The organism is Prauserella alba (assembly GCF_024171735.1).
Lineage (GTDB): Bacteria > Actinomycetota > Actinomycetes > Mycobacteriales > Pseudonocardiaceae > Prauserella > Prauserella alba.
The window spans coordinates 62952-82558 of the sequence record NZ_JAMTCH010000007.1 but is presented as its reverse complement, the minus strand read 5'-3'; the positions used below and the strand labels follow the sequence as shown (position 1 = coordinate 82558).

The 19607-nt window shown below is 71.1% G+C and carries 16 protein-coding genes; 7 read left to right on the top strand and 9 right to left on the bottom strand.

All coding sequences use genetic code 11. From position 1 onward, the window contains the following. Window positions 1-97 precede the first annotated feature (97 nt). A complete protein-coding gene (locus tag LY12_RS22370; protein WP_253859429.1) occupies window positions 98-832 on the top strand; it encodes a class I SAM-dependent methyltransferase in 735 nt (244 codons plus the stop codon). A 110-nt stretch (window positions 833-942) separates the two neighbouring features. On the opposite strand, the gene LY12_RS22365 is transcribed toward LY12_RS22370, so the two are convergent. The 5 genes from LY12_RS22365 to LY12_RS22345 all read right to left on the bottom strand — a co-directional run bounded on the left by LY12_RS22365 (window position 943) and on the right by LY12_RS22345 (window position 8367). Beyond that, a complete protein-coding gene (locus tag LY12_RS22365; protein ID WP_253859428.1) occupies window positions 943-2772 on the bottom strand; it encodes a phosphoenolpyruvate carboxykinase (GTP) in 1830 nt (609 codons plus the stop codon). Window positions 2773-3317: 545 nt separating this feature from the next. Further along, window positions 3318-4013, bottom strand: a complete 696-nt coding sequence (locus LY12_RS22360) for a hypothetical protein (protein WP_253859427.1) — start codon at window positions 4011-4013, stop codon at window positions 3318-3320. A 181-nt stretch (window positions 4014-4194) separates the two neighbouring features. Then, window positions 4195-6060: a dynamin family protein gene (locus tag LY12_RS22355; RefSeq protein WP_253859426.1), complete on the bottom strand. Its 1866-nt coding sequence runs from the start codon at window positions 6058-6060 to the stop codon at window positions 4195-4197. Window positions 6061-6093: 33 nt separating this feature from the next. Then, a complete protein-coding gene (gene grpE / locus LY12_RS22350; RefSeq protein ID WP_253859660.1) occupies window positions 6094-6423 on the bottom strand; it encodes a nucleotide exchange factor GrpE in 330 nt (109 codons plus the stop codon). 75 nt (window positions 6424-6498) lie between these two features. Next, entirely contained in the window at window positions 6499-8367 is a 1869-nt protein-coding gene (locus LY12_RS22345) for a dynamin family protein (RefSeq protein WP_372493603.1), read from the bottom strand. Window positions 8368-8636: 269 nt separating this feature from the next. On the opposite strand from LY12_RS22345, the gene LY12_RS22340 reads away from it, so the two are divergent. Together LY12_RS22340 and LY12_RS22335 are read left to right on the top strand one after the other, a co-directional pair. Next, complete coding sequence (locus LY12_RS22340; protein WP_253859659.1) at window positions 8637-9914, top strand: sensor histidine kinase; 1278 nt, start codon at window positions 8637-8639, stop codon at window positions 9912-9914. Beyond that, entirely contained in the window at window positions 9911-10564 is a 654-nt protein-coding gene (locus tag LY12_RS22335) for a response regulator (protein ID WP_253859425.1), read from the top strand. Before LY12_RS22340 ends, LY12_RS22335 begins: the two co-directional genes overlap by 4 nt. A 134-nt stretch (window positions 10565-10698) precedes the next feature. Here the strand turns inward: LY12_RS22335 and LY12_RS22330 are convergent, their stop codons facing one another. Both LY12_RS22330 and LY12_RS22325 read right to left on the bottom strand, forming a co-directional pair. Continuing rightward, complete coding sequence (locus tag LY12_RS22330; protein WP_253859424.1) at window positions 10699-11625, bottom strand: SDR family oxidoreductase; 927 nt, start codon at window positions 11623-11625, stop codon at window positions 10699-10701. Continuing rightward, complete coding sequence (locus LY12_RS22325; RefSeq protein WP_253859423.1) at window positions 11622-12341, bottom strand: TetR family transcriptional regulator; 720 nt, start codon at window positions 12339-12341, stop codon at window positions 11622-11624. Before LY12_RS22325 ends, LY12_RS22330 begins: the two co-directional genes overlap by 4 nt. Before the next feature lie 431 nt (window positions 12342-12772). On the opposite strand from LY12_RS22325, the gene LY12_RS22320 reads away from it, so the two are divergent. From LY12_RS22320 to trmB, 4 genes are all read left to right on the top strand, one after another. Beyond that, the gene (locus LY12_RS22320) at window positions 12773-13723 is read left to right on the top strand and encodes an ABC transporter ATP-binding protein (RefSeq protein WP_253859422.1); all 951 of its coding nucleotides are present in this window, start codon (window positions 12773-12775) and stop codon (window positions 13721-13723) included. Window positions 13724-13772: 49 nt separating this feature from the next. Continuing rightward, complete coding sequence (locus LY12_RS22315) at window positions 13773-14534, top strand: DUF2705 family protein (RefSeq protein WP_253859421.1); 762 nt, start codon at window positions 13773-13775, stop codon at window positions 14532-14534. Between the two features lie 518 nt (window positions 14535-15052). Further along, the gene (locus LY12_RS22310; RefSeq protein ID WP_253859658.1) at window positions 15053-15547 is read left to right on the top strand and encodes a hypothetical protein; all 495 of its coding nucleotides are present in this window, start codon (window positions 15053-15055) and stop codon (window positions 15545-15547) included. Between the two features lie 22 nt (window positions 15548-15569). Further along, on the top strand, window positions 15570-16265 hold the full coding sequence (trmB, locus tag LY12_RS22305; RefSeq protein ID WP_253859420.1) for a tRNA (guanosine(46)-N7)-methyltransferase TrmB: 696 nt from the start codon (window positions 15570-15572) through the stop codon (window positions 16263-16265). A gap of 343 nt (window positions 16266-16608) precedes the next feature. Here trmB and LY12_RS22300 read toward each other — a convergent pair whose 3' ends face one another. Together LY12_RS22300 and LY12_RS22295 are read right to left on the bottom strand one after the other, a co-directional pair. Then, on the bottom strand, window positions 16609-18825 hold the full coding sequence (locus LY12_RS22300) for an FtsX-like permease family protein (protein WP_253859419.1): 2217 nt from the start codon (window positions 18823-18825) through the stop codon (window positions 16609-16611). Next, window positions 18822-19559, bottom strand: a complete 738-nt coding sequence (locus LY12_RS22295) for an ABC transporter ATP-binding protein (RefSeq protein WP_253859418.1) — start codon at window positions 19557-19559, stop codon at window positions 18822-18824. Before LY12_RS22295 ends, LY12_RS22300 begins: the two co-directional genes overlap by 4 nt. Between the last annotated feature and the right edge of the window lie 48 nt (window positions 19560-19607).

Genomic DNA, 19607 nt, shown 5'->3' with positions numbered 1-19607 from the left:
GGACGTGGCCACGGCTGTTCCGGGTGGACACCGGCTCAGGTCCGCGGTGAGCGAAATCCGTTCGCACGCCGCCGATTCCGGGCCGTACCGTCCGCGAATGCCTGATGCGATCTTCGCCGACCCACGCCTCGTACCGCTTTATGACGTGTTCGAAGGACCCCGCGCCGACCTGGCGCTGTACCTGGGAATCGCCGAGGAGACGGATGCGGCTCGGGTGGTCGACGTCGGCTGCGGCACCGGTGAACTGGCCGCGGCGCTGGCCGGCAAGGGCTGCGACGTCGTCGGCGTCGACCCGGCCGAAGCGTCCCTGGAGATCGCCCGCGGCAAGAACGCCGACGTCACGTGGCTCTGCGGCGGCGCCGGCGCCGTGCCGTCACGGCTGCCCGAGTTCCGCGCCGACCTCGCGGTGATGACCGGCAACGTGGCACAGGTCTTCCTGACCGACGAGGACTGGCACGCGACGTTGACCGCCGTGCACGCCGCGCTGCGGCCCGGCGGGTGGCTCGTCTTCGAAACCCGCCGGGCCGAGGCCCGCGCCTGGCAGAGGTGGGCTGCCGCACCCGACGTGACGCGGGACGTGCCCGAGGTCGGCGCGGTGACCGTGGCGACGACCGTGACCGACGTGGTGCTGCCGCTCGTGTCGTTCCGGCACGACTATCGGTTCCCGGACGGATCCACGGTCGCGTCCGACTCGACGCTCCGCTTCCGCACCCTCGACGAGGTCACCGCGACCCTGCACGCGGCGGGCTTCACCGTGCCGCACGTGCGCGACGCCCCAGACCGCCCCGGGTTGGAGCACGTCGTCGTCACACAGCGTGCACACGATCGGTGACGGCAAAGCCCCCAGGGGCACCTTGGGGGCGTTGAGTGCCACCAAGGTGCCCCTGGGGGCACGATGGAACGCGAAGAGGGTGACGACGCGCGTCACTCCCTGTTACAGACTCAGCCGAGGCGCTGCTTCAAGGCGGCGAGCTCGTCCTTCAGCGCGGACGGGATCTTGTCCTCGCCGATCGAGGCGAACCACTCCTCGATGAGCGGGATCTCCTGCTTCCACTCGTCGACGTTGACGTCCAGCGACGCCTGGATGTCCTCGATCGGCTCCGACAGGCCGGACGTCTCGACGTCGTCGGCGGTCGGCACGAGGCCCACCGGCGTCTCCTGGGCGTTCGCCTTGCCTTCGAGCCGCTCGACGATCCACTTGAGAACGCGCGTGTTCTCGCCGAACCCGGGCCACAGGAACCGGCCGTCGTCACCGCGGCGGAACCAGTTGACGTAGAAGATCTTCGGCAGCTTCGACTGGTCGGCGTTCTTGCCGGTGTCCAGCCAGTGCTGGAAGTAGTCACCCGCGTGGTACCCGAGGAACGGCAGCATCGCCATCGGGTCGCGGCGCACCTCGCCGACCTTGCCCGCGGCGGCCGCGGTCTTCTCCGACGACATGGTGGCGCCCATGAACACGCCCTGCTGCCAGTCGCGGGACTCGTTGACCAGCGGCACCGTCGTCTTCCGGCGGCCACCGAACAGGATCGCCGAGATCGGCACGCCCTGCGGGTCGTCCCACTCCGGCGCCAGCGTCGGGATCTGCGAGATGGGGGCGCAGAACCGCGAGTTCGGGTGGGCGGCGGGCTCGTCGGAGTCCGGCGTCCAGTCACGGCCCTTCCAGTCGGTCAGGTGAGCCGGTGCCTCCTTGGTCAGGCCCTCCCACCAGACGTCGCCGTCATCGGTGAGCGCGACGTTGGTGTAGACCGTATTGCCCTTGTCGATGGTCTTGACCGCCACCGGGTTGGTCTTCTCGCCGGTGCCGGGCGCCACACCGAAGAGGCCGAACTCGGGGTTGATCGCGTACAGGCGGCCGTCCTCACCGAACCGCATCCACGCGATGTCGTCACCGATGGTCTCGGCGCGCCAGCCGGGCAGGGTGGGCTGCAGCATCGCGAGGTTCGTCTTGCCGCACGCGCTCGGGAACGCGGCGGCGACGTAGTACGCCTTGTTCTCCGGCGAGATCAGCTTGAGGATCAGCATGTGCTCGGCGAGCCAGCCCTCGTCGCGCGCCATCGCCGAGGCGATGCGCAGCGAGTAGCACTTCTTGCCGAGCAGCGAGTTGCCGCCGTAGCCCGAGCCGTAGCTCCAGATCGTGCGCGACTCCGGGAAGTGCGTGATGTACTTCGTGTCGTTGCACGGCCACGGCACGTCCTGCTCACCGGGCTCGAGCGGGTGACCGACCGAGTGCAGCGCCGGCACGAACTCACGCTCGGTGCCGTCCTCCTTGACGAACTTGTCCAGCGCCTTCTTGCCCATGCGCGTCATGACGCCCATGGAAGACACCACGTAGGCGAAGTCGGTGACCTCGATGCCGAGCTTCGGGTCGTCGTCACCGAGCGGGCCCATGCAGAAGGGGATGACGTACATCGTCCGGCCACGCATGCAGCCCCGGTAGAGCTCGGTCATGGTGGCCTTCATCTCGCCGGGGGCCATCCAGTTGTTGGTGGGCCCGGCGTCCTCTTCGCGCTCGGAGCAGATGAAGGTGCGCTCCTCGACCCGGGCGACGTCACTCGGGTCGGAAGCGGCCCAGTAGGAGTTCGGCCGCTTGTCGAGCTTGACGAACGTGCCAGCCTCGACCAGTTCCTGGTTGATGCGCTCGGCCTCTTCCTCGGAACCGTCGACCCACACCACCCGGTCAGGCGTGGTCAGTTCCGCAACCTCCCGCACCCAAGACAGCACGCCACTGTGCGTGGTCGGTGCGTCGTCCAGCCCTGGGATGGCTACTGCAGTCATCTCTTCTCCTGTCTTCGACGACAAGAGCCCACACCGAACTGCAGCGTCCTGGTGCGGGCTCCGTTGCCGGCGACCGAAATGGCTTCACACACCGCGGCCAAGCGGTGCGTGCGTTTCTTGGGGATTCCCAGAGACTAACGGCCGTATCGCAACCACAGGCAGGTCAGTCCTGTCGGTTCTCTCACAAGAACGATCAGGGAATCGATTCAGTTGCAGTCGATCGGCCTAATTGAAGAATGACTTTCGCCAGGTAAAAGCGGTGAACTCGGGCGTAAAGGCCGGCGAACGACTGCGGCCCGACGCCCCGGTGGGACATCGGGCCGCAGGGAGCAGGCCGCGCGCGCCGCGCAGGAGCGTCAGGATCGCCCGATCGGAAGAGCACCATGGTCGCGCCGCCGATCGAGCGACACCGACCGGGCGATGCCGACGGCGCTGCCCAGCGGTTCCGCCGACCGCGCTGGAACCTCACCGCACCGCACCGCCGCGCTACCCGCGGACGGCGGGCAGCCGCGACGCTCTCGGGCCTCGCGCGTGAGCTCGCCGGTTCAGTTCTGGCTGATCCACTGGCCGGTGGCCGAGTCGATCTTCGCCACGCCTTCGACGCCCGCGCCGACCGAGGCGCTCTCGCCCCAGACGTCGGCGGTCTCCGGCACGCGCGCGGCGCTCGGTGAACCCGCGGAGTCGGAGGTCTCGGTCCACTCGCCGTCCCCGTCGCTCTCGAGCACGACCTCGTTTCCGTGCTCGTCGATGACCACGGCGATGTCGGCCTCGCCGTCGCCGTCCTCGTCGGTGAAGGCGATCGTCTCGCCGTCCTCGGTCTCGACGATGGCGGTGTCGTTCGTGCCGTCCTCGTCGGTGTCGATCGTCGCCGGGCCCACCTCGACGTCACCGTCGCCGAGGTCCGCGGTGATCATGCCGCCGGCGCCCGCGTCGGTCTCCGGCGGAGCTTCGGTTGGCCCACCGCCCATATCGACCCACTGCCCGCTGGACTCGTCGTACTCGGCCTCGACGATCACGTTGCGGTCCGAGTCGGCCGCTGCGTACTGGTCGGCCTCGCCGTCACCGTCGGTGTCGACGAACAGCTGAGCCGAACCGTCCTCGTGCTCGATCAGGGCGGCGTCGTACACGCCGTCGCCGTCGACGTCCTGGTTCAGCTCGGCCGTGTACTCCTCACCGTCGACCGTCACCGTCATGTCCTCGGTGGTGGCCGTGGTGTCAGCGCTTCCGTCGTCGACCCACACTGCAAACTCCCCCTAGCTCAGGGCTGATGATCGTTCGGCACCTGCCGGCTCCGCCGCAGCCTGCAACGGCCGATACCGGCCTCCCCGGTGCTCCCGCCTTGCGCGGGTCTTGTCATTGGGACTCACGGTATGCCGGTTCGGTTCCCTCCACCAGCAGGCCGCGGCACGCGAACGGGGAACGTCATCCCTGTTCGCCCGCCCGGGGCCGGTCCCGCAGCGCCCGGATCCGGCCCAGCAGCGTCTCGGCACGCTCCCGGCCGTCGGCCAGGTCCTTGACGCGCTTCGTCGCCACCGCGAGCTTCTGCTTGCGCTCCTGGGCGTCCATCTTGATGTTCTTGTCGACCTCTTTGAGCTCGGCCTCGATCACTTCGATCCGCCTGCTCAACGCCTCGTCCAGCGCCAGCGCCAGCTGCTGCTCGGCCTCGATGAGCTGTTCGGACACCAGCTGGTCGAGCGTGGAGCGGGCGTCGGCGATCGATTCGACCAGCCACTGCTTCGAGTGCTGCTTGTCGGCCGAGTGCCTGCGTGTCCGGCCGACCCACCAGCCCGCGCCGAGACCGACGACGACCGTCGCCGGCAGCACGATCGGGTTGAACAGCGCGAATCCCGCCAACGGTGCGGCGGCCAGTTTCGCGGCGCCCGCACCGCTGGTCAGACCCATGAACACCAGCAGCTTGTCCTCCGCCGACGACGGGCGCTTGTCGGGTGGGCGCAGCTCCACCGGCGGCGTCACCCCGCGGAGGAACTGTGACCGGATGACGGCCAGCTCCTCCTCGCAGAACAGCTCCGCCAGCGTCGCGTCGGCGACCTGGTTGAGACGGTGCGCGAGCATCCCGGAGATGTGCTGCGACGACGCCTGCAGAACCGCGTCGACCTGCGCGGGAAGGTCCTTGAGGTCCTGTCGCCGTGCCCCGTCGATCTCCTGCCGGAACCGCGCCTGGGCCTCCCGCATGCGCCGGGCCGATTCGTGCGTCAGGTCGCTGCGTGCCCGTTGGATCTCACCGCGCAGCTTGAGCTGCCACCCGCGTGTGGACGAACGGCGGGCTGCGGTCAACTCGTCCCGGCGGGCCCGCAACGCGGCGGCCTCGTCCTCGCCGGACGTCAGGGCGCGCTGGTCGGCCACCGCGTTCGCGTGCCGCTCCGACAATGCCGTGACCAGCGAGCGCATCGTGTTCGCCTCGGCGAGCATCGCCGCCCTGCCGACCAGGGTTTCCTGCAGCGAGCCCTGGAGCTCGGCGATCCCCGACTTCTCGCGCAGTGTGGCCGCGGCCTGTTCGTTCGGTGCCTTCGCGGCCATCTCGAACATGCGCGCCGACACCGGGTGGAACACGGCGTCGGCGAAGCGGGGCGCGTGTTCGGCCAGCAGCCTGCGGTCGGCGTCGAGGATCTCCCGCCAGCCCCGGAACTGGTCGGTCTTGGCCAGCGCGAACAGCACGGTCTCGACGCGGTCGCTCATCTCGGCGAGGAACCGCAGCTCACTCGACGTGAACGGCGCGGACGCGTCGACGACGAACAGCAGCGCCGTCGCGTTGGCCGCGGCCTCCATGGCGAGCTCGGCGTGCCCCGCGTCCAGTCCGCCGACGCCGGGAGTGTCGACCACGGTGACGCGTTCCAGCAGCGGCACCGGCCCGTCGACCTGCACGTACCGCGGCGGCAACTGGCCGGCCGGCAGCTCGTGCGACGCCGACGACCACGCGGGCAGTTCCGCCATCGGGAACTCCACCGGGGCGAGCTGCCCCGGGTAGCACGCCTTCGCCCCCCACTCGTCGGCGTGCTCGAAGACCAGGTACGTCGACGTCGCCACCTCGGCATCGACCGGCGAGAGCCCCGGCGCCGCCAACACGGCGTTGACCAGCGAACTCTTACCGCGGTTCGTCTCGCCGACCACGACGGCCGTCGGCTTGGCCGCCGCCGAGGAACGCTGCCGCTCCACCCAGTCGGCTGACTCCGGCGCCTCCCCGCGCAGCAGCGTGAGCAGCGCTTCCCTGGCCTGTTTGACCTGGGCAGGCAGGCCCGCCTTGCCGAGCGAACGTGTGGATGAGGTCACAGCGCGCAGCCTATCGGGGAGCCGCAGCCGAGGTCAGCGACGCGTGTACACGGTGACGACCGGTGCGCGCAGCAGGCGATCGTGGTCGACGAAGCCGGGCACCTCGGTCTCGGCGACCGTGCCTTCCAGCCGGGCGTCCTCGGTGCGCACGGCACCGCCCGCCTCGTGTTGCGCCGGGTCGAACCGCGCGCCGTCGGGCCGCAGCGCGTGCACGCCGACCGCCGCGAGTCCCTTCTCGATGCGCTCGGCGACGCCGTCACTGTGCGCGCGATCCATGGCGTACAGGCAGAGCTGGATGAGGGCCTGGCGGTCGGCCAGCGCCTGCTCCGGCTCGATGCCGCTCGCGAGTGCTACTGGGTCCACATCGCTGTCCGACGTGCTACGCGCCGGTACGGTTCCCACGTTCCGGAACTCCTCGGTCGCCGACTCGCCCACGGGTCACCGACCGGGACCGCCCGGCCCGGCGGCCGGCGGATGCACCGGCTGCGGGCGAACGGCCTGCGGAGGAGCGGAGCGCGGCTGACCTGCGGGCCGCACCGCTGGACCCGGCCGTGCCTGCGGATCGGGCCGTGCCGCGGGAGCCGGAAACGGATTGCCGGGCCGGACACCGTCGGAAGCCGGATCACCGGAGCGGACACCGTCGAGTGCCCCGGCGGGTGCGGCGCCGGGAGCGGGTGCGGCGCCGGGCGGCGCACCCGCCGCCTGGCTCGCCAGGGTCTTCAGGCGCTGCCACAGCAGGAAGTACGCGCGGTGCACGACGTGCGCCACTCTCGCCTGCGCGGGCGTGGCGCCGAACGACGCGAACGACCGCCACCAGCCCGCACGCTCCAGCGCGTACGCCGACAGGTCGTCGACGGGGGCACCGGGCATGCCGAGCTGGGCGTCGACCTCGGCGCTGCTCCCGACCCGCAGCACCTCGTCGGTCAGGTCCTGCGGCATCTCGACCGCACCCGACGTGACCAGTGTCAACGCCTCCAGCAGTCGCAGCTGGTGCGCCTCGGGGCGGGCGAGCAGGACCTCGATGGCGTCGTGCACCCGCTGCCGCTCCGCCTGGTCACCCGAGTGGTGGGCGAACGCCGTGATCGATGCCAGCGCGGCTGCCGCCTTGATGCCGTCGGCGCGCGCGGCGAACACGCTCGCCAGCCGTCGCTGCACGGCCTCCAGCCCGGAGCTGTCGAGCAGCCGCCGGTGCAGCGCACCCACCGTGATCCGCTCGTCCTCGCGGATGACCTCGACCGCCCTGCGGATGCCGAACAGGTCCAGCTTCTCCAGCAACCGCACCCGCACCCCCGCGGGAACGTCGCAGTCCCACGTGGTGAACATGTCGGCCGAGACGAGCATGACCTCCAGGTCGCCGTCGTCGAGACCGGCGAGGGTACGCAGTGCATCGGCCTCGGTATCGGTGAACGCCCCCGTTTCCGTCGACTCCGCGAGCAGGCCGATGACCGGCAGCACGTCGGCCACCCGCGGCCGCAGGAGACCTGCCTGTTTCTCGGCCAGCTTCGTCGCGGCGAGCCACACGTCGCCGTCTGCGCCCTCGACCGATTCGGGCGGCACCGTGTCGGCCTTGTTCAGCACGGCGATGGCGTTGACCGGACCCGCCTCGCGGCTGGCCGTCGCGGCGGTGAACGCGGCGAGTGCCTGCTGGTCGTCGGCCCTGATGCCCTGCGTGACGACGTACAGCACCGCCTCGGCGCCGACCAGCGCGCTGCGGGACGTCTCGTCGAGGGTGTCGGCCGCCTCGGGGTCCTCCGGCGGTTCGGCCTGCTCACCCTCCTGGTCGTCGTCGGTGAGCGAGCCACTCAGTCGGGTCGCACCGAGTGCCCGCTGCGTACGCGCCACCGACGACGTGTCGAGCGACCCGAGCCCCGGAGTGTCGATCACCGTCATGTCGCGCAGCACCGCGTTCGTCAGGTACGCCTCGAGATGCGACACCCGCTCGATGTCGACGCCCAGCTCCGCCGGGATCCCGCCGTCGGGCGCAAACGGTTGCACCTGCTTCGTGCCGTCGGTGAACACGACCTCGATGCGGTCCACCGTGCCGTACTGGAACCGCGTCACCAGCCTCGTGCACTCGCCGACGGCCGTGGGCGCCACGCGACGTCCGATCAGCGCGTTGACCAGGGTCGACTTGCCCGACTTGATCCGCCCGGCGACCGCGACCTGCAGCGGCGCCTCCAACCTGCGCAGCACCTCGGTGAAACCCGCGGCCGTGCGAGGGGAGACCTGACCGCGCAGCCGGTTGCACAGCTCCGCCACCGATTCCGAAAGCGGGCCGGCCGGTCTGCCCTCACCTGCCGCCGTCATCCGAACCCCCTGCTGGCCATGTCCGCCACCGCTGCCTGCGGGCACATCCTCCCACCCGGCTCCCACCGCCGACCACCTCGGACACGGGACACGCCGACGGCCACAGCGGCACCGGCGACGGGCGGGCGCGGGTCACCGCAGCCGCCACCGGGACGCCGGGGTCACCCGAGGGGCTCATCCCACGCGACGACCCGGCGTGCGACCTCAGGGCGACGCGCAGGTGCTCCGCGGCCGCCTACCGTGGGCGGGTGCGCCGGATCAGTCTCTGGATGAGGGCCCATCCCGCAGTGGGCGACAGCATCGTCGCCGTCGTGCTGTTCGCATTCGACGTGCTGGTCTACGCCCTGTTCGTCGCGTTTCCGGTGCCCGACGTCGAGACCCCGCCGTGGTACGTGGGCCTGCCGCTGATCGTGGTGCTGCTGGGCGTCGTCCCGCTGCGGCGCAAGTATCCGCTGGTCATGGCGTACTGGGTGCTGGTCTGGACGGTTCCCTACGTCGCGGCGGGATTCGGCGACGTGGCGTTCAGCGTGGCGGTGGTCAGCTGCATCGCGCTGTACACGGTGGTCGTCTACAGCGGACGCAGGCAGGCCGCCGTCTACACCGCGTTGACACTGGTCGTGAGCCTGGCCCACCAGGTCCTCCAGTACCCCGACGACTGGGTCGTCAACACGGTGACCGTCGTGCTGGCACTGGCGCTGTGCTGGGTGCTGGGTGAGTTCGTCGGCGCCCGGCGGGCCTACCAGGCCGAGGTCGAAGCGCGGCTGCACCTGCTGGAGAACGAACGTCACCAGGCCACGCGCATCGCCGTCGCCGAGGAGCGCGAACGCATCGCCCGCGAACTGCACGACGTCGTGGCGCACGCGGTCAGCGTGATCGTGGTGCACGCCGACGGCGCGTCGTTCGCCGTCCGCAAGGACCCCGACCTGGCCGAACGCGCGATCGGCACCATCTCCGACACGGGCCGCAGCGCGCTGCACGAACTGCGCAGACTGCTGGCGATCCTGCGCGACGACGAGCATGACACCGACCACGACGACGAGGGGAACCGCGTCGACGGCGCGCGCACGCCGCAGCCGACGGCCGCCGACCTGGTCGAACTGGCCCACCGGGTCGAGACGGCGGGGCTGACGGTGCGGCTCGACCTGGACGAGGCCGTCGACGAACTGCCCGCAGGCGTGTCGCTCGGCGTGTACCGGATCGTCCAGGAGGCGCTCACCAACAGTCTCAAGCACGCGGGCGTCGGCACGCGCGCGCAGGTGCGGGTGCGCTGGGACCGCGAGGCGGGAGGCGACACCGGCCACGCCGGGTCGGTGCACATCGAGGTGGAGGACGACGGCGCGGGCAGGGCCAACCCCGTACTGACGGCCGGATCCGGGGCAGGCGCCGGACCGGCCGAGCGCGCACCGTCCACACCGGCGGCCGGCGGCAACGGGCTCATCGGCATGCGGGAACGCACCAACGTCCACGACGGGTCCCTCACCGCAGGGCCGGCACCCGGCGGCGGCTGGCGGGTCCGCGCCGCCCTCACCGTTAGGTTGGGTCAATGATCCGAGTGCTCGTCGTCGACGATCAGGAACTGATGCGGGTCGGCTTCCGCATGGTGCTCGACGCCTCCGATGACATCGAGGTCGCGGGGGAGGCGGGCAACGGCGAGGAGGCGGTGCAGCTCGCCGGCCAACTCGACCCGGACGTCGTGCTGATGGACGTGCGCATGCCCGTGCTCGACGGTGTCGAGGCGGCGCAGCGGATCGTGGCGGCGGGCAGTTCGCGGGTGCTGGTCATGACGACGTTCGATCTCGACGAATACGTCTACTCGGCGTTGCAGGCGGGCGCGTCCGGGTTCCTGCTGAAGGACACGCCGCCCGACGATCTGGTGTCGGCGCTGCGGTCGGTGGCGCGCGGCGACGCCGTGGTCTCGCCCGCGGTGACGCGGCGGCTGCTGGACCGGTTCGTCGACACCGGACGGATCGCACCGCGCGATGCGAGCACACTGGAGGTGCTGACCGGCCGGGAGCGCGAAGTCCTGGCCCACGTCGCGAAAGGACAGTCGAACACGGAGATCGCGGGGGAACTGTTCCTGTCCGAGGCGACCGTCAAGACCCACGTCGGCCGCATCCTGACGAAACTCGACCTGCGTGACCGCGTCCAGGCCGTCGTCCTCGCCTACGAAACCGGACTCGCCCGCCCCGGAGACTGACCCGCACCGCAAATCTTCCGGATCACCCCGTGAGGCGAGCGCCCCCAAGGGCACCTTAGGGGCGTTGAGTGCCACCAAAGTGCCCTTGGGGGCACCACCCGAAAGTGGTGAGGCGGAAGAATTCCGGGGACGGCTCAGCGGTAGGCCGACATGTCGACGGTCTTCGGGTCGAGGCCCGCACGGAAGACCTCGCGGAAGCAGCGGCCGAAGTCGGGACGGCTGCCGTCGACGTCGCTGATGCCGTACATCGACGACAGCGTCCACGACGCGAGCGTGCGCCCCGCCAGCCGCGCCACGTCGGGGTCGGCCGCCAGCGCCGCGACACCACGCGCCAGGTACGCGGGCGTCTCCGACACCGCGAACTCCGGCCGCTCGTCGGTCACCGCGTCCCGCCAGTTCTCCTCGGTGACGCCGAACAGGTCGAGCATGGCCTCCGAGCGCAGGAATCCCGGTGTGACCGACAGCCCGGTGCAGCCGCGTGCGCCGAGTTCGGCTCCCAGCGCACGCCCGATGGCCCGCACTCCGCATTTGACGAGGTAGTACGGGATGCCGGCGCCGAGGTACTCGTCGTCGTCGGCGTCGGTGACCTCGACGACGAGCCCGCCGGGATTGCGCACCACCAGCGGCAGCAACCGGTGGAGCGCGATCAGGTGGGTCTCCAGCCCGCCGCGCACCAGGGTCAGCGCATTGTCCAGCGACGACTCCCAGTACGCGTTGTCGAAGTCGGCGTACGGATCGCCGCCCCACACGTCGTCGACGAGCACGTCGATCCGGCCGTCCGCCTCGGCCTCGACCCTCGCGACGAGACCGTCCACATCGGTCACGTCGGCGAAGTCGCACCGAACCGGGATCCCGCGGCCACCTGCCTGCTCGACGAGTTCCGCGGTCCCCTCGATGGTCTCCGGCCTGCCCATCGGCGACGCGTGCTCGCGCGTCGTCCTGCCCGCGGCGAACACGGTCGCGCCAGCTCGCCCCAGTTCCACGGCGATCGCCCTGCCGCAGCCCCGCGTCGCGCCCGTCACCACGGCGACCTTGCCCTCGAGTGGGCCGGTTCCGGTCATGGCAGCCATCCCTTCATGATCACGTCGACGGTCTCGGCGAGGCAGGCCCGCAGCGTGTCCCTCGCAGGCACCGTGCCGTTCGCAGGCACCGTTTCCCTCGCAGAAACCGTGTCGTTCGACGCCGCGTGGTCCGCGGACGTCGTGTCGTTCGTCGTCGTCTCGTCGTTCGCACCCGCCGGATCCTCGGCCCGCAGCGACCAGTCCAGTGCCGCGCCGTTGATCGCCGACAGCAGTACGCGTGCGGCGACGGCGGGAACCGGTCCGCACCACTGCTCGCTCGCGGCCATACGCAGCAGCACGGTCAGTTCGTCCCGCAGCGCTGCGTAGTGCAGGCGGAGCAGACCGCGCAGCTCCGGGTCGGCGAGGTCGGTGCCGAGCTGGGCCAGGTGGTTCACGGCTCCGGAACCACCGGCCCCGGACTCTCCGCCGCGGTCCAGTCCCGCGAACGCCGCCACCAGTGCCGCCCGCACCGCCACTTCCGGTGAGTCCGCTTCGGCGGCCGCCTCGCGCATGCGCTCGACGGCCTGCGTGCGCCCGAGCTCGGTCAACGCCCGCAGCAGCCCGGCTTTCGAGCCGAACCGTTGCGCGACACTGCCGACCGCCACGCCCGCCTCCTTGGCGACCTGCGCCAGCGTGAAACCCGGCCCTGTCTGTTCGATGACGGCGGCCGTCGCCGTCAGCAACCGTTCGTCGGTGATGGTCCGCGGTCTCGCCACACCATTAATGAACCACGATTCAATAACTGGCGCAACCCTGCCGCGTCCCGCCGGGAACACCCGCGCGACCACGACATCCCCGACATAGGGAATCGCCGGTTCAGGGGGAACTCAGGGTTGTCACCGATCGCGCGCGACGCCCTGATCCACGAAGCTGTGAGCACCGGCGACAACCTGGGACGACACGACCACCGGCCACCCGCCTACGACCACGGGACAACCCGATTTCGGTCTACAGGATGACGCGCAACCGGGCGGGTAGCCGGAATGATGAAGCCCACCACAGGCGATCAGCCCAGGCGACATCGCCGCACCGGGGACGACAACGACGTTCGCCACGGCCACCGCAGTGACGTACCGGCATCCGGGACCGACCCGTGAGCCCGGCCCGTCACGCCGACGGCCGACGAACGTCGCCACAGGAGGACACCATGATCGAGGCGCAGAGCCTCACCAAGAGGTACGGCGACAAGCTCGCCGTCGACGACCTGTCGTTCACCGTCGAATCCGGACGCGTGACCGGATTCCTCGGCCCGAACGGCGCGGGCAAGTCGACGACGATGCGGATGATGCTCGGGCTCGACAACCCGACGAGCGGCACCGTCACCATCGGCGGCAAGCGCTACGCCGAACTGCACCATCCACTGAGGACCGTCGGTGCGCTCCTCGACGCGCGGTGGGTGCACCCCAACCGCAGCGCCCGCGCGCACCTGTCGTGGATGGCGAAGTCGAACAAGATCTCACCCAAGCGCGTCGACGAGGTGCTCGACATCGTGGGCCTGTCCGAGGTCGCGAGCAAACGAGCGGGCGGGTTCTCACTCGGCATGTCGCAGCGGCTCGGTATCGCGGGCGCACTGCTGGGCGACCCGGAGGTGCTGCTGTTCGACGAGCCCGTCAACGGCCTCGACCCCGAAGGCATCCTCTGGATCCGCAAGTTCATGCAGCGCCTCGCCGACGAGGGCCGCACCGTGTTCGTCTCCAGTCACCTGCTCTCGGAGATGGCGCTCACGGCCACGGACCTCGTCGTCATCGGCAAGGGCAAGCTGATCTCGCAGAGCACCACCGAGGAGTTCGTCGCACGCGCCACCGACAGCACGGTCAAGGTGCGCAGCCCGCACCTCGACCGGCTGCGGCCGGCTCTCGACCGCGTCGGCGCGACCGTGACGACCACCGACGACGGTCTGCTCGTGGCGGGCGTCGCGGGCGAGAAGATCGGCGAGCTGGCCATGGAGAACCAGGTGACCCTGCACGAGCTCGCCCCGCAGCAGGGCTCGCTGGAGCAGGCGTTCATGCAGATCACGGGCGACTCGGTCGAGTACCACGCCGATCTGGAGACCGAAGCCGCCGAGCAGCCCGCCGGCCACGCGGCCGTCACCAACTGACGGCGACGGCGAACCGAACGGCGCCACGAACCAACAGGGGTAAACCGACATGACTCTTCTCGCAGTCGAACGCATCAAACTGCTCAGCACCCGGTCGCCGTGGTGGTGCGCCCTCACGGCGCTCGTGCTCACCGGCGGGTTCACCGCGCTGGTCGTGAGCCAGAGCAACGCACAGTTCCCGGCCACCGTGTCGGCCACGCAGTACGCCTACTCCTTCGGCATGGCCGTGATCATGGTGCTGGCGACGCTCGCCGTCACCACCGAATACCGGTTCGGGACGATCCGCACCACCTTCCAGGCCGTACCCAACCGCGCCGCGGCGCTCGCCGCCAAGGCGACCGTCGTCGCACTCATCGCGCTGGTCATCGGCGAGATCATGGCCTTTCTGTCGTGGGGCATGGCCACGCTGATCCAGCCCGAAGCCGACCTGGCGCTCAACAGCACCGCCGACTGGATCAACGTCGCAGGCGTCGGTCCCGCATGCGCGCTGGCCGCCGTGGTCGCGATGGCGGTGGGCATCCTCGTGCGGCACAGCGCCGGAGCGATCTCCCTGGTGCTGATCTACTTCCTCGCCGCGGAGAACCTGGTCACGCTGATTCCCGGCATCGGAGCCGACATCTTCAAGTGGCTGCCGTTCAACGTGCTGCACAAGTTCGTCACCGGCGACGGCGAGTCCGCGGGCGGCGCGACGTACGGGCAGCCGCTGTCGACGTCGACGCTCAGCCCGTGGTGGGCGCTGGCCTACTTCGCCGGGTTCGCCGTGGTGCTGCTGGCCATCGCCATCACGACCGCGCGCAAGCGCGACGCGTGACCCGTGGGCGCCCTCGGGGGAGGGCGCCGGCGGGGTCGGGTAGGACCGCCCAGCCGCGGAGGGCGTATGGGACCGCCGCGGGGCTGCGGGTGGGCGGAAACCCCGAGGAGGGGAGCAGCGGGTCCGGGCCGCTATTCGGGGGCGGCCCGGGCCCGCCTGTGTCCGCACCTCGTGTGAGTACCCCCACGGAGGACGCGCAGCCGCGCGAATTCGGGGATGCTGGACGTAAGCCCGTCAGGACTCTACGGAGGTGATCCTTGACGGTGTCCGACATTCAGGAGTTCCACACCCCGCGACCGGATGACCACGCGTTACCGGACCGCGATGCACCAGCGGACCGTGAGCCGCCGCCGGTTCGCGACGCACCGCCGAACGACGTTGCGCAGCCGAACGGTTTTGCGCCGCCAGGCGGTGTGGCACAGCCGAACGGTGTTGCGCAGCCAGGCCGGGACGTTCCCGGTGCCGACCCGCCCGACGAGCGGTCCGGCCGGGACGACGCCTGGCTCAATCTGGAGCCGATGGTCGGCCTGGAATGGTCACAGGCCATCGCACTGCCACTCGTCACGGGCGATGCCGCGAGTCCGGCCGACCTGCGCGTGGCGTGGGTGCACCGCGCACCGCTGGACCAGGTGCTGGCCCTCTACCGTGCCGCCGGTGGCGGCGACGCGTCCGTTCCCTCCCCGTGGTGGCTGCGTGCGCTCGCCGACGGGACGCTCGACTCGCGCGAAGCCGGGTTCCGCATCGAGGACCGTGTGCACAACCTGCTCAGCCGCCGTCCCGGCTGGGAGTTCGTGCCGTGGGCCGCGGGCGGCGAATCCGGATACTGGGAGTTCATGCCGTCGGAGGGGACCGGCGGGAACCGGCGAACCCCGACCACGATCGTCAACACGTCGCGGCACACCGGCTGGATCGACATGTTCCCCGCGCACGAGGCCGCCGCACCCGATCCGGTGGCGATCGACGGCCCGGCCGCGCTGCGGGCACGGCTGGGGGAGATCGAAGCGGTCCGCTGACGCGCGGCTATCGTCGGCGTCCGTGGAGAGCGAAGGAGAGCCCCGGCTGCGCAGCGTCGTCAGTTACGTCAAGCGCGGTGGGCGGATGACGGTCGGCCAGCAGCGCGCGTGGGACACCCGATGGTCCGAGCTGGGCCGGGAGGTGTCCGAGCTCGAACCCGGTCCGATCGACTTCGACGCGTGGTTCGGCAGGTCCGCACCCGTCGTGCTGGAGATCGGTTCCGGCATGGGGGAGGCGACCGCCCAGCTCGCAGCCGCCGCACCGGACGTCAACTACGTCGCCATCGAGGTCTACGAGGCGGGTCTCGGCCAGCTGATGCTCAGGGCCGACAAGCTCGGCGTGACGAACCTGCGGCTGCTGCACGGCGACACGGTGCCACTGCTGCGCGACCACGTCGAACCCGCCTCGCTGGCAGGCGTGCGCGTCTTCTTCCCCGACCCGTGGCCGAAGAAGCGCCACCACAAGCGGCGTCTCGTACAGCCCGCGTTCGTCGAGCTCGTCGCCTCGCGACTGGCCACCGGCGGCACCCTGCACCTCGCGACGGACTGGCAGGACTACGCCGACCAGATGCTCGAGGTGGGTTCGGCCGAGACGTCGCTGGTCAACCGATTCGACGGCTGGGCTCCGCGACCCGAATGGCGCCCCGTGACGAAGTTCGAACAGCGCGCCGAACAGGAGGGCCGGGTCTCCCACGACCTGATCTTCGAGAAGCGCTGAGCCGCGCGGCCCGGCGACGCGGCGTGGGCGGCCACACGTCAACGCGCCGTGCAGGACGTCCGAATGCAGAACACGCGTCTCTGGGTGCAGAACACGCGTGCCCGAACGCAGGACACGCGCGTCCGGCGCGGGACACAACGCGGCGGGGCGTCCCCCGATGAACGCCCCGCCCTGTTTCCCCGATCCCCCGGTCCCTGCTCCCCGTGGTTCCCCCTCGGACCCACGGTTCCCTCGGTTCCCCCTGTTCCCGCGGGTTCCCCTCCGCCCGCGGTTCCCCTGTTCCCGCGGGTTCCCGTGTTCCCGCGGTCCCCCTGGTACCGCGGGGCTTGCTCCCCGTTGGCGGTTACTCGTCGGCGAGGGGTTCGGCCTGCACGCGGCGCAGGGCGGGGGTGCACACCGACGACGCGATCAGCGCGACCCCGATTCCCAGCACCACCGGCGCAGCGAGCCACGGTGTGAGCACCTTCGCGCCGTCGTCGACCATGGTGAACAGGCCGATCCCCACGAGCGTTCCCGCCACGCCCGCGCCGACGGTCGCGACCAGCGCGGGCAGCGCCGCCTCCGCGCGCAGTGCCCTGGCCAGCACTCGCACCGGAGTGCCCGCCGCCATGAGCGCGCCGAACGTGCGCCGCCGGTCGAGCACCGATCCGGCCGCGGCGATGGCGGCACTGCAGCCGCCGAGTACCGACGCCGCGAGCAGGCCGATGACCGTGACCCGCTGCAGGTCGTCGAGCTGGGAGACCTGCCCGTCGAGGCGTGCCTGCCTGCTCTGCACCGGCAGGCCGCCGGCGGCGGATACCAAAGCGGTACGGACGACGTCGACGTTGGCCGGCGTCGACGTCACCGCGACCGTTCCGGTGTTGGGCGTGAAGTCCGCGGGCAGCACCGCCGGGTCGACGATCGCCTCGGGCGCCAGCTCGCCCGTCGTCGTCATGGGCCGCACCGGCACGGCTGCAGGCAGCGACGTGCCCGGCTGACCGAACTCCGCCGACACCGTCAACTCGTCCCGCGAAACATCCGGGTACGGCGTGTACACCCCGGGTGCGCCCTCGCACGCCCCGCGCATGTCGACCACCAGGAGCTGCTCGGCAGCGTCGCAGTCGACGACCCTGGCGAGGGCGTTTTCGTCGCCGAGGAACGCGTCGCCGATCGTCACGGCACGCTCGTCCTGGCCGTAGCGCGCCAGCGCGTCGTTGGTGTCGGCCGCGATCCGCTGCAGCGACCCGTGGTCGGCGTTGACGTAGAGCACGCCGTCGGTGTACTCCCGCAGCGCTCCCGCCTGCCCCTCGATGCTCGGCAGCACCGTCAGTGCCATCGAGCCGGTGAACACGGCCAGCACCACACCGGCGGTCGCCCGGTAGGCGCCGCGGGGGTCGTCCCGCAGCCTGCGCCCGGCCAGCAGCGCCGACGGCCTGCGCCACCGCCGCACGAACAGGCCCCCGATCGCCGCGGTGATCCACGGGCCGGCCAGCGTCAGCGATCCGATCACCATCGCCATCGACACCAGCAGCAGCGTCGCTTCGACCTGGCTCGATGCGGTGGTAGCCAGGTAGGCGAACAGCACGCCCGACACCGGCAACGGCACCAACCGCCACCAGCGCAGCGGTTTGGGTGTGTGCCCGCCCGCTGCGCCCAACGGTGCCGACAGCACCCGCCGCAGTCCGAGGGCCGCCGCGAGCACGACCAGCAGCGGCACCACGACGACGATGGCCACGGTCGGCACCGCACCCAGGACGAAGTCCGAGGCCTGCCACGTGCCGCCGTCCCAGGGCACGGTGGTGGCCGCCTGCCGCAGCAACGGACTCACCGCCCAGCCGAGCAGTGCACCGCCGGCCGCGGCGATCGCCGTCTCGGCCGTGACCATGCCGATCACCTGCCGCGGCGTCGCGCCCGCCAGCCGGAACGCGGCGAGCCTGCGTTCCCTGCGTGCCGCGATCAGCCGCGCCGACGACGCCACGAGCGCCATGCTCGGCACCGTCAGCACCACCACGCCGACGCCCGCGAGCAGGCCCAGCATCGGGTCCGCACCTCGCCCGGCGGGGCTGAACCCGTCCTGCGGCATCGCCGTCGAGGGCATGTCCTCGGGCGCATGGCCGACCAGCGCGACCAGCTGCTCCGGATACGCCAGCGCGTCGTCACCGAGTACGCCCGCGTTCGCGCCGAACCGTTCGCCGAGCTGCGAGCCGGGCGTGTGGTCGACCGCGTCGGCGAGCTCGGGCGACAGCAACGCCTCGCCGGGCCCGGGCAGGCTGTCGATACCGGGCGGCAGGTCGATCCGCGAGGGGTCGGCCAGCGCGGCGACGTCCACCCGCTGGATCTCCCTGCCGTCGGGCGCGACGTCCTCGCTGGCCACCAGCTCCAGGGAAGCCCCGTCCTCGGACGGCTCGCCGTACTGCTGCCACGCCGACCGGTCCGCGCGCGTCTCGGTGGCTCCCGGCAGCGAGACGAGCAGCAACACGAGAGCCGTCGCCACGGCCACGCCGACGGCGATCAGGATCGCCGAGACGCGGGTGCGACCGTCGGTGCGCAGCACGCGCAGCGCGAGCTGGAAGCTGTTCACGCCGGCACCACCGCTCCCGCACGCGTGTCGGCGTCGATCCGCCCGTCGCGGAGGCTGACCGTGCGCGGCACCGACGCGGCCAGATCGCGGTCGTGCGTCACGACCACGACCGCTGCGCCGGATCCGGCCGCCGCGTCGAGCAGTGCCGTCATGGTCTCGCCACCGGTCCGGGTGTCGAGCGCCCCGGTCGGCTCGTCGGCGAAGATCACGCTCGGCCGATGCGCCAGCGCCCGCGCGATAGCCACGCGCTGTGCCTGCCCGCCGGACAGCTCACCGGGCCGGTTGCGTTCCTTCCCCGTGAGGCCGAGGTGCTCGAGCCACCGCCGCGCCTCGGCCATCGCCTCCTTGCGGCCGGCGCCTGCCAGCAACATGGGCAGTGCCGCGTTCTCCTCGGCCGACAGCTCGCCGACGAGCATGCCCGACTGGAAGACGAACCCGAACTCGGTGCGCCGCAGCTCGCTGCGTTTGGTCTCACCGAGTGAGTCGATGCGGGTGCCGCCGAGTGTCACCTCGCCGTCGTCGACGGGCAGGATTCCCGCCAGCACGTGCAGCAACGTCGACTTGCCGGACCCTGAGGGCCCGACGATCGCCATCGCCTCACCCGGCGTGATGTCGATGTCCACTCCGGACAACGCGTATTGCGTGCCGTACCGCTTGCTGAGGCCGTGACCGCTCAGTGCCGGCCGGGTCGGCATGGCCGGTGAGGGCGGCTGCCCCGAGATCCGTGTCGTCATGGCTGTGCAGCTTGGCCCAGTCGGCGGGGCGCCCACTTCGGACGGACG

Coding starts and splice junctions, on each gene's coding strand:
- LY12_RS22370 (WP_253859429.1), top strand. CDS start 98: ATGCCTGATGCGATCTTCGCCGACCCACGCCTCGTACCGCTTTATGAC.
- LY12_RS22365 (WP_253859428.1), bottom strand. CDS start 2,772: ATGACTGCAGTAGCCATCCCAGGGCTGGACGACGCACCGACCACGCAC.
- LY12_RS22345 (WP_372493603.1), bottom strand. CDS start 8,367: ATGACGGCGGCAGGTGAGGGCAGACCGGCCGGCCCGCTTTCGGAATCG.
- LY12_RS22340 (WP_253859659.1), top strand. CDS start 8,637: ATGAGGGCCCATCCCGCAGTGGGCGACAGCATCGTCGCCGTCGTGCTG.
- LY12_RS22335 (WP_253859425.1), top strand. CDS start 9,911: ATGATCCGAGTGCTCGTCGTCGACGATCAGGAACTGATGCGGGTCGGC.
- LY12_RS22330 (WP_253859424.1), bottom strand. CDS start 11,625: ATGACCGGAACCGGCCCACTCGAGGGCAAGGTCGCCGTGGTGACGGGC.
- LY12_RS22320 (WP_253859422.1), top strand. CDS start 12,773: ATGATCGAGGCGCAGAGCCTCACCAAGAGGTACGGCGACAAGCTCGCC.
- LY12_RS22315 (WP_253859421.1), top strand. CDS start 13,773: ATGACTCTTCTCGCAGTCGAACGCATCAAACTGCTCAGCACCCGGTCG.
- LY12_RS22310 (WP_253859658.1), top strand. CDS start 15,053: ATGGTCGGCCTGGAATGGTCACAGGCCATCGCACTGCCACTCGTCACG.
- LY12_RS22295 (WP_253859418.1), bottom strand. CDS start 19,559: ATGACGACACGGATCTCGGGGCAGCCGCCCTCACCGGCCATGCCGACC.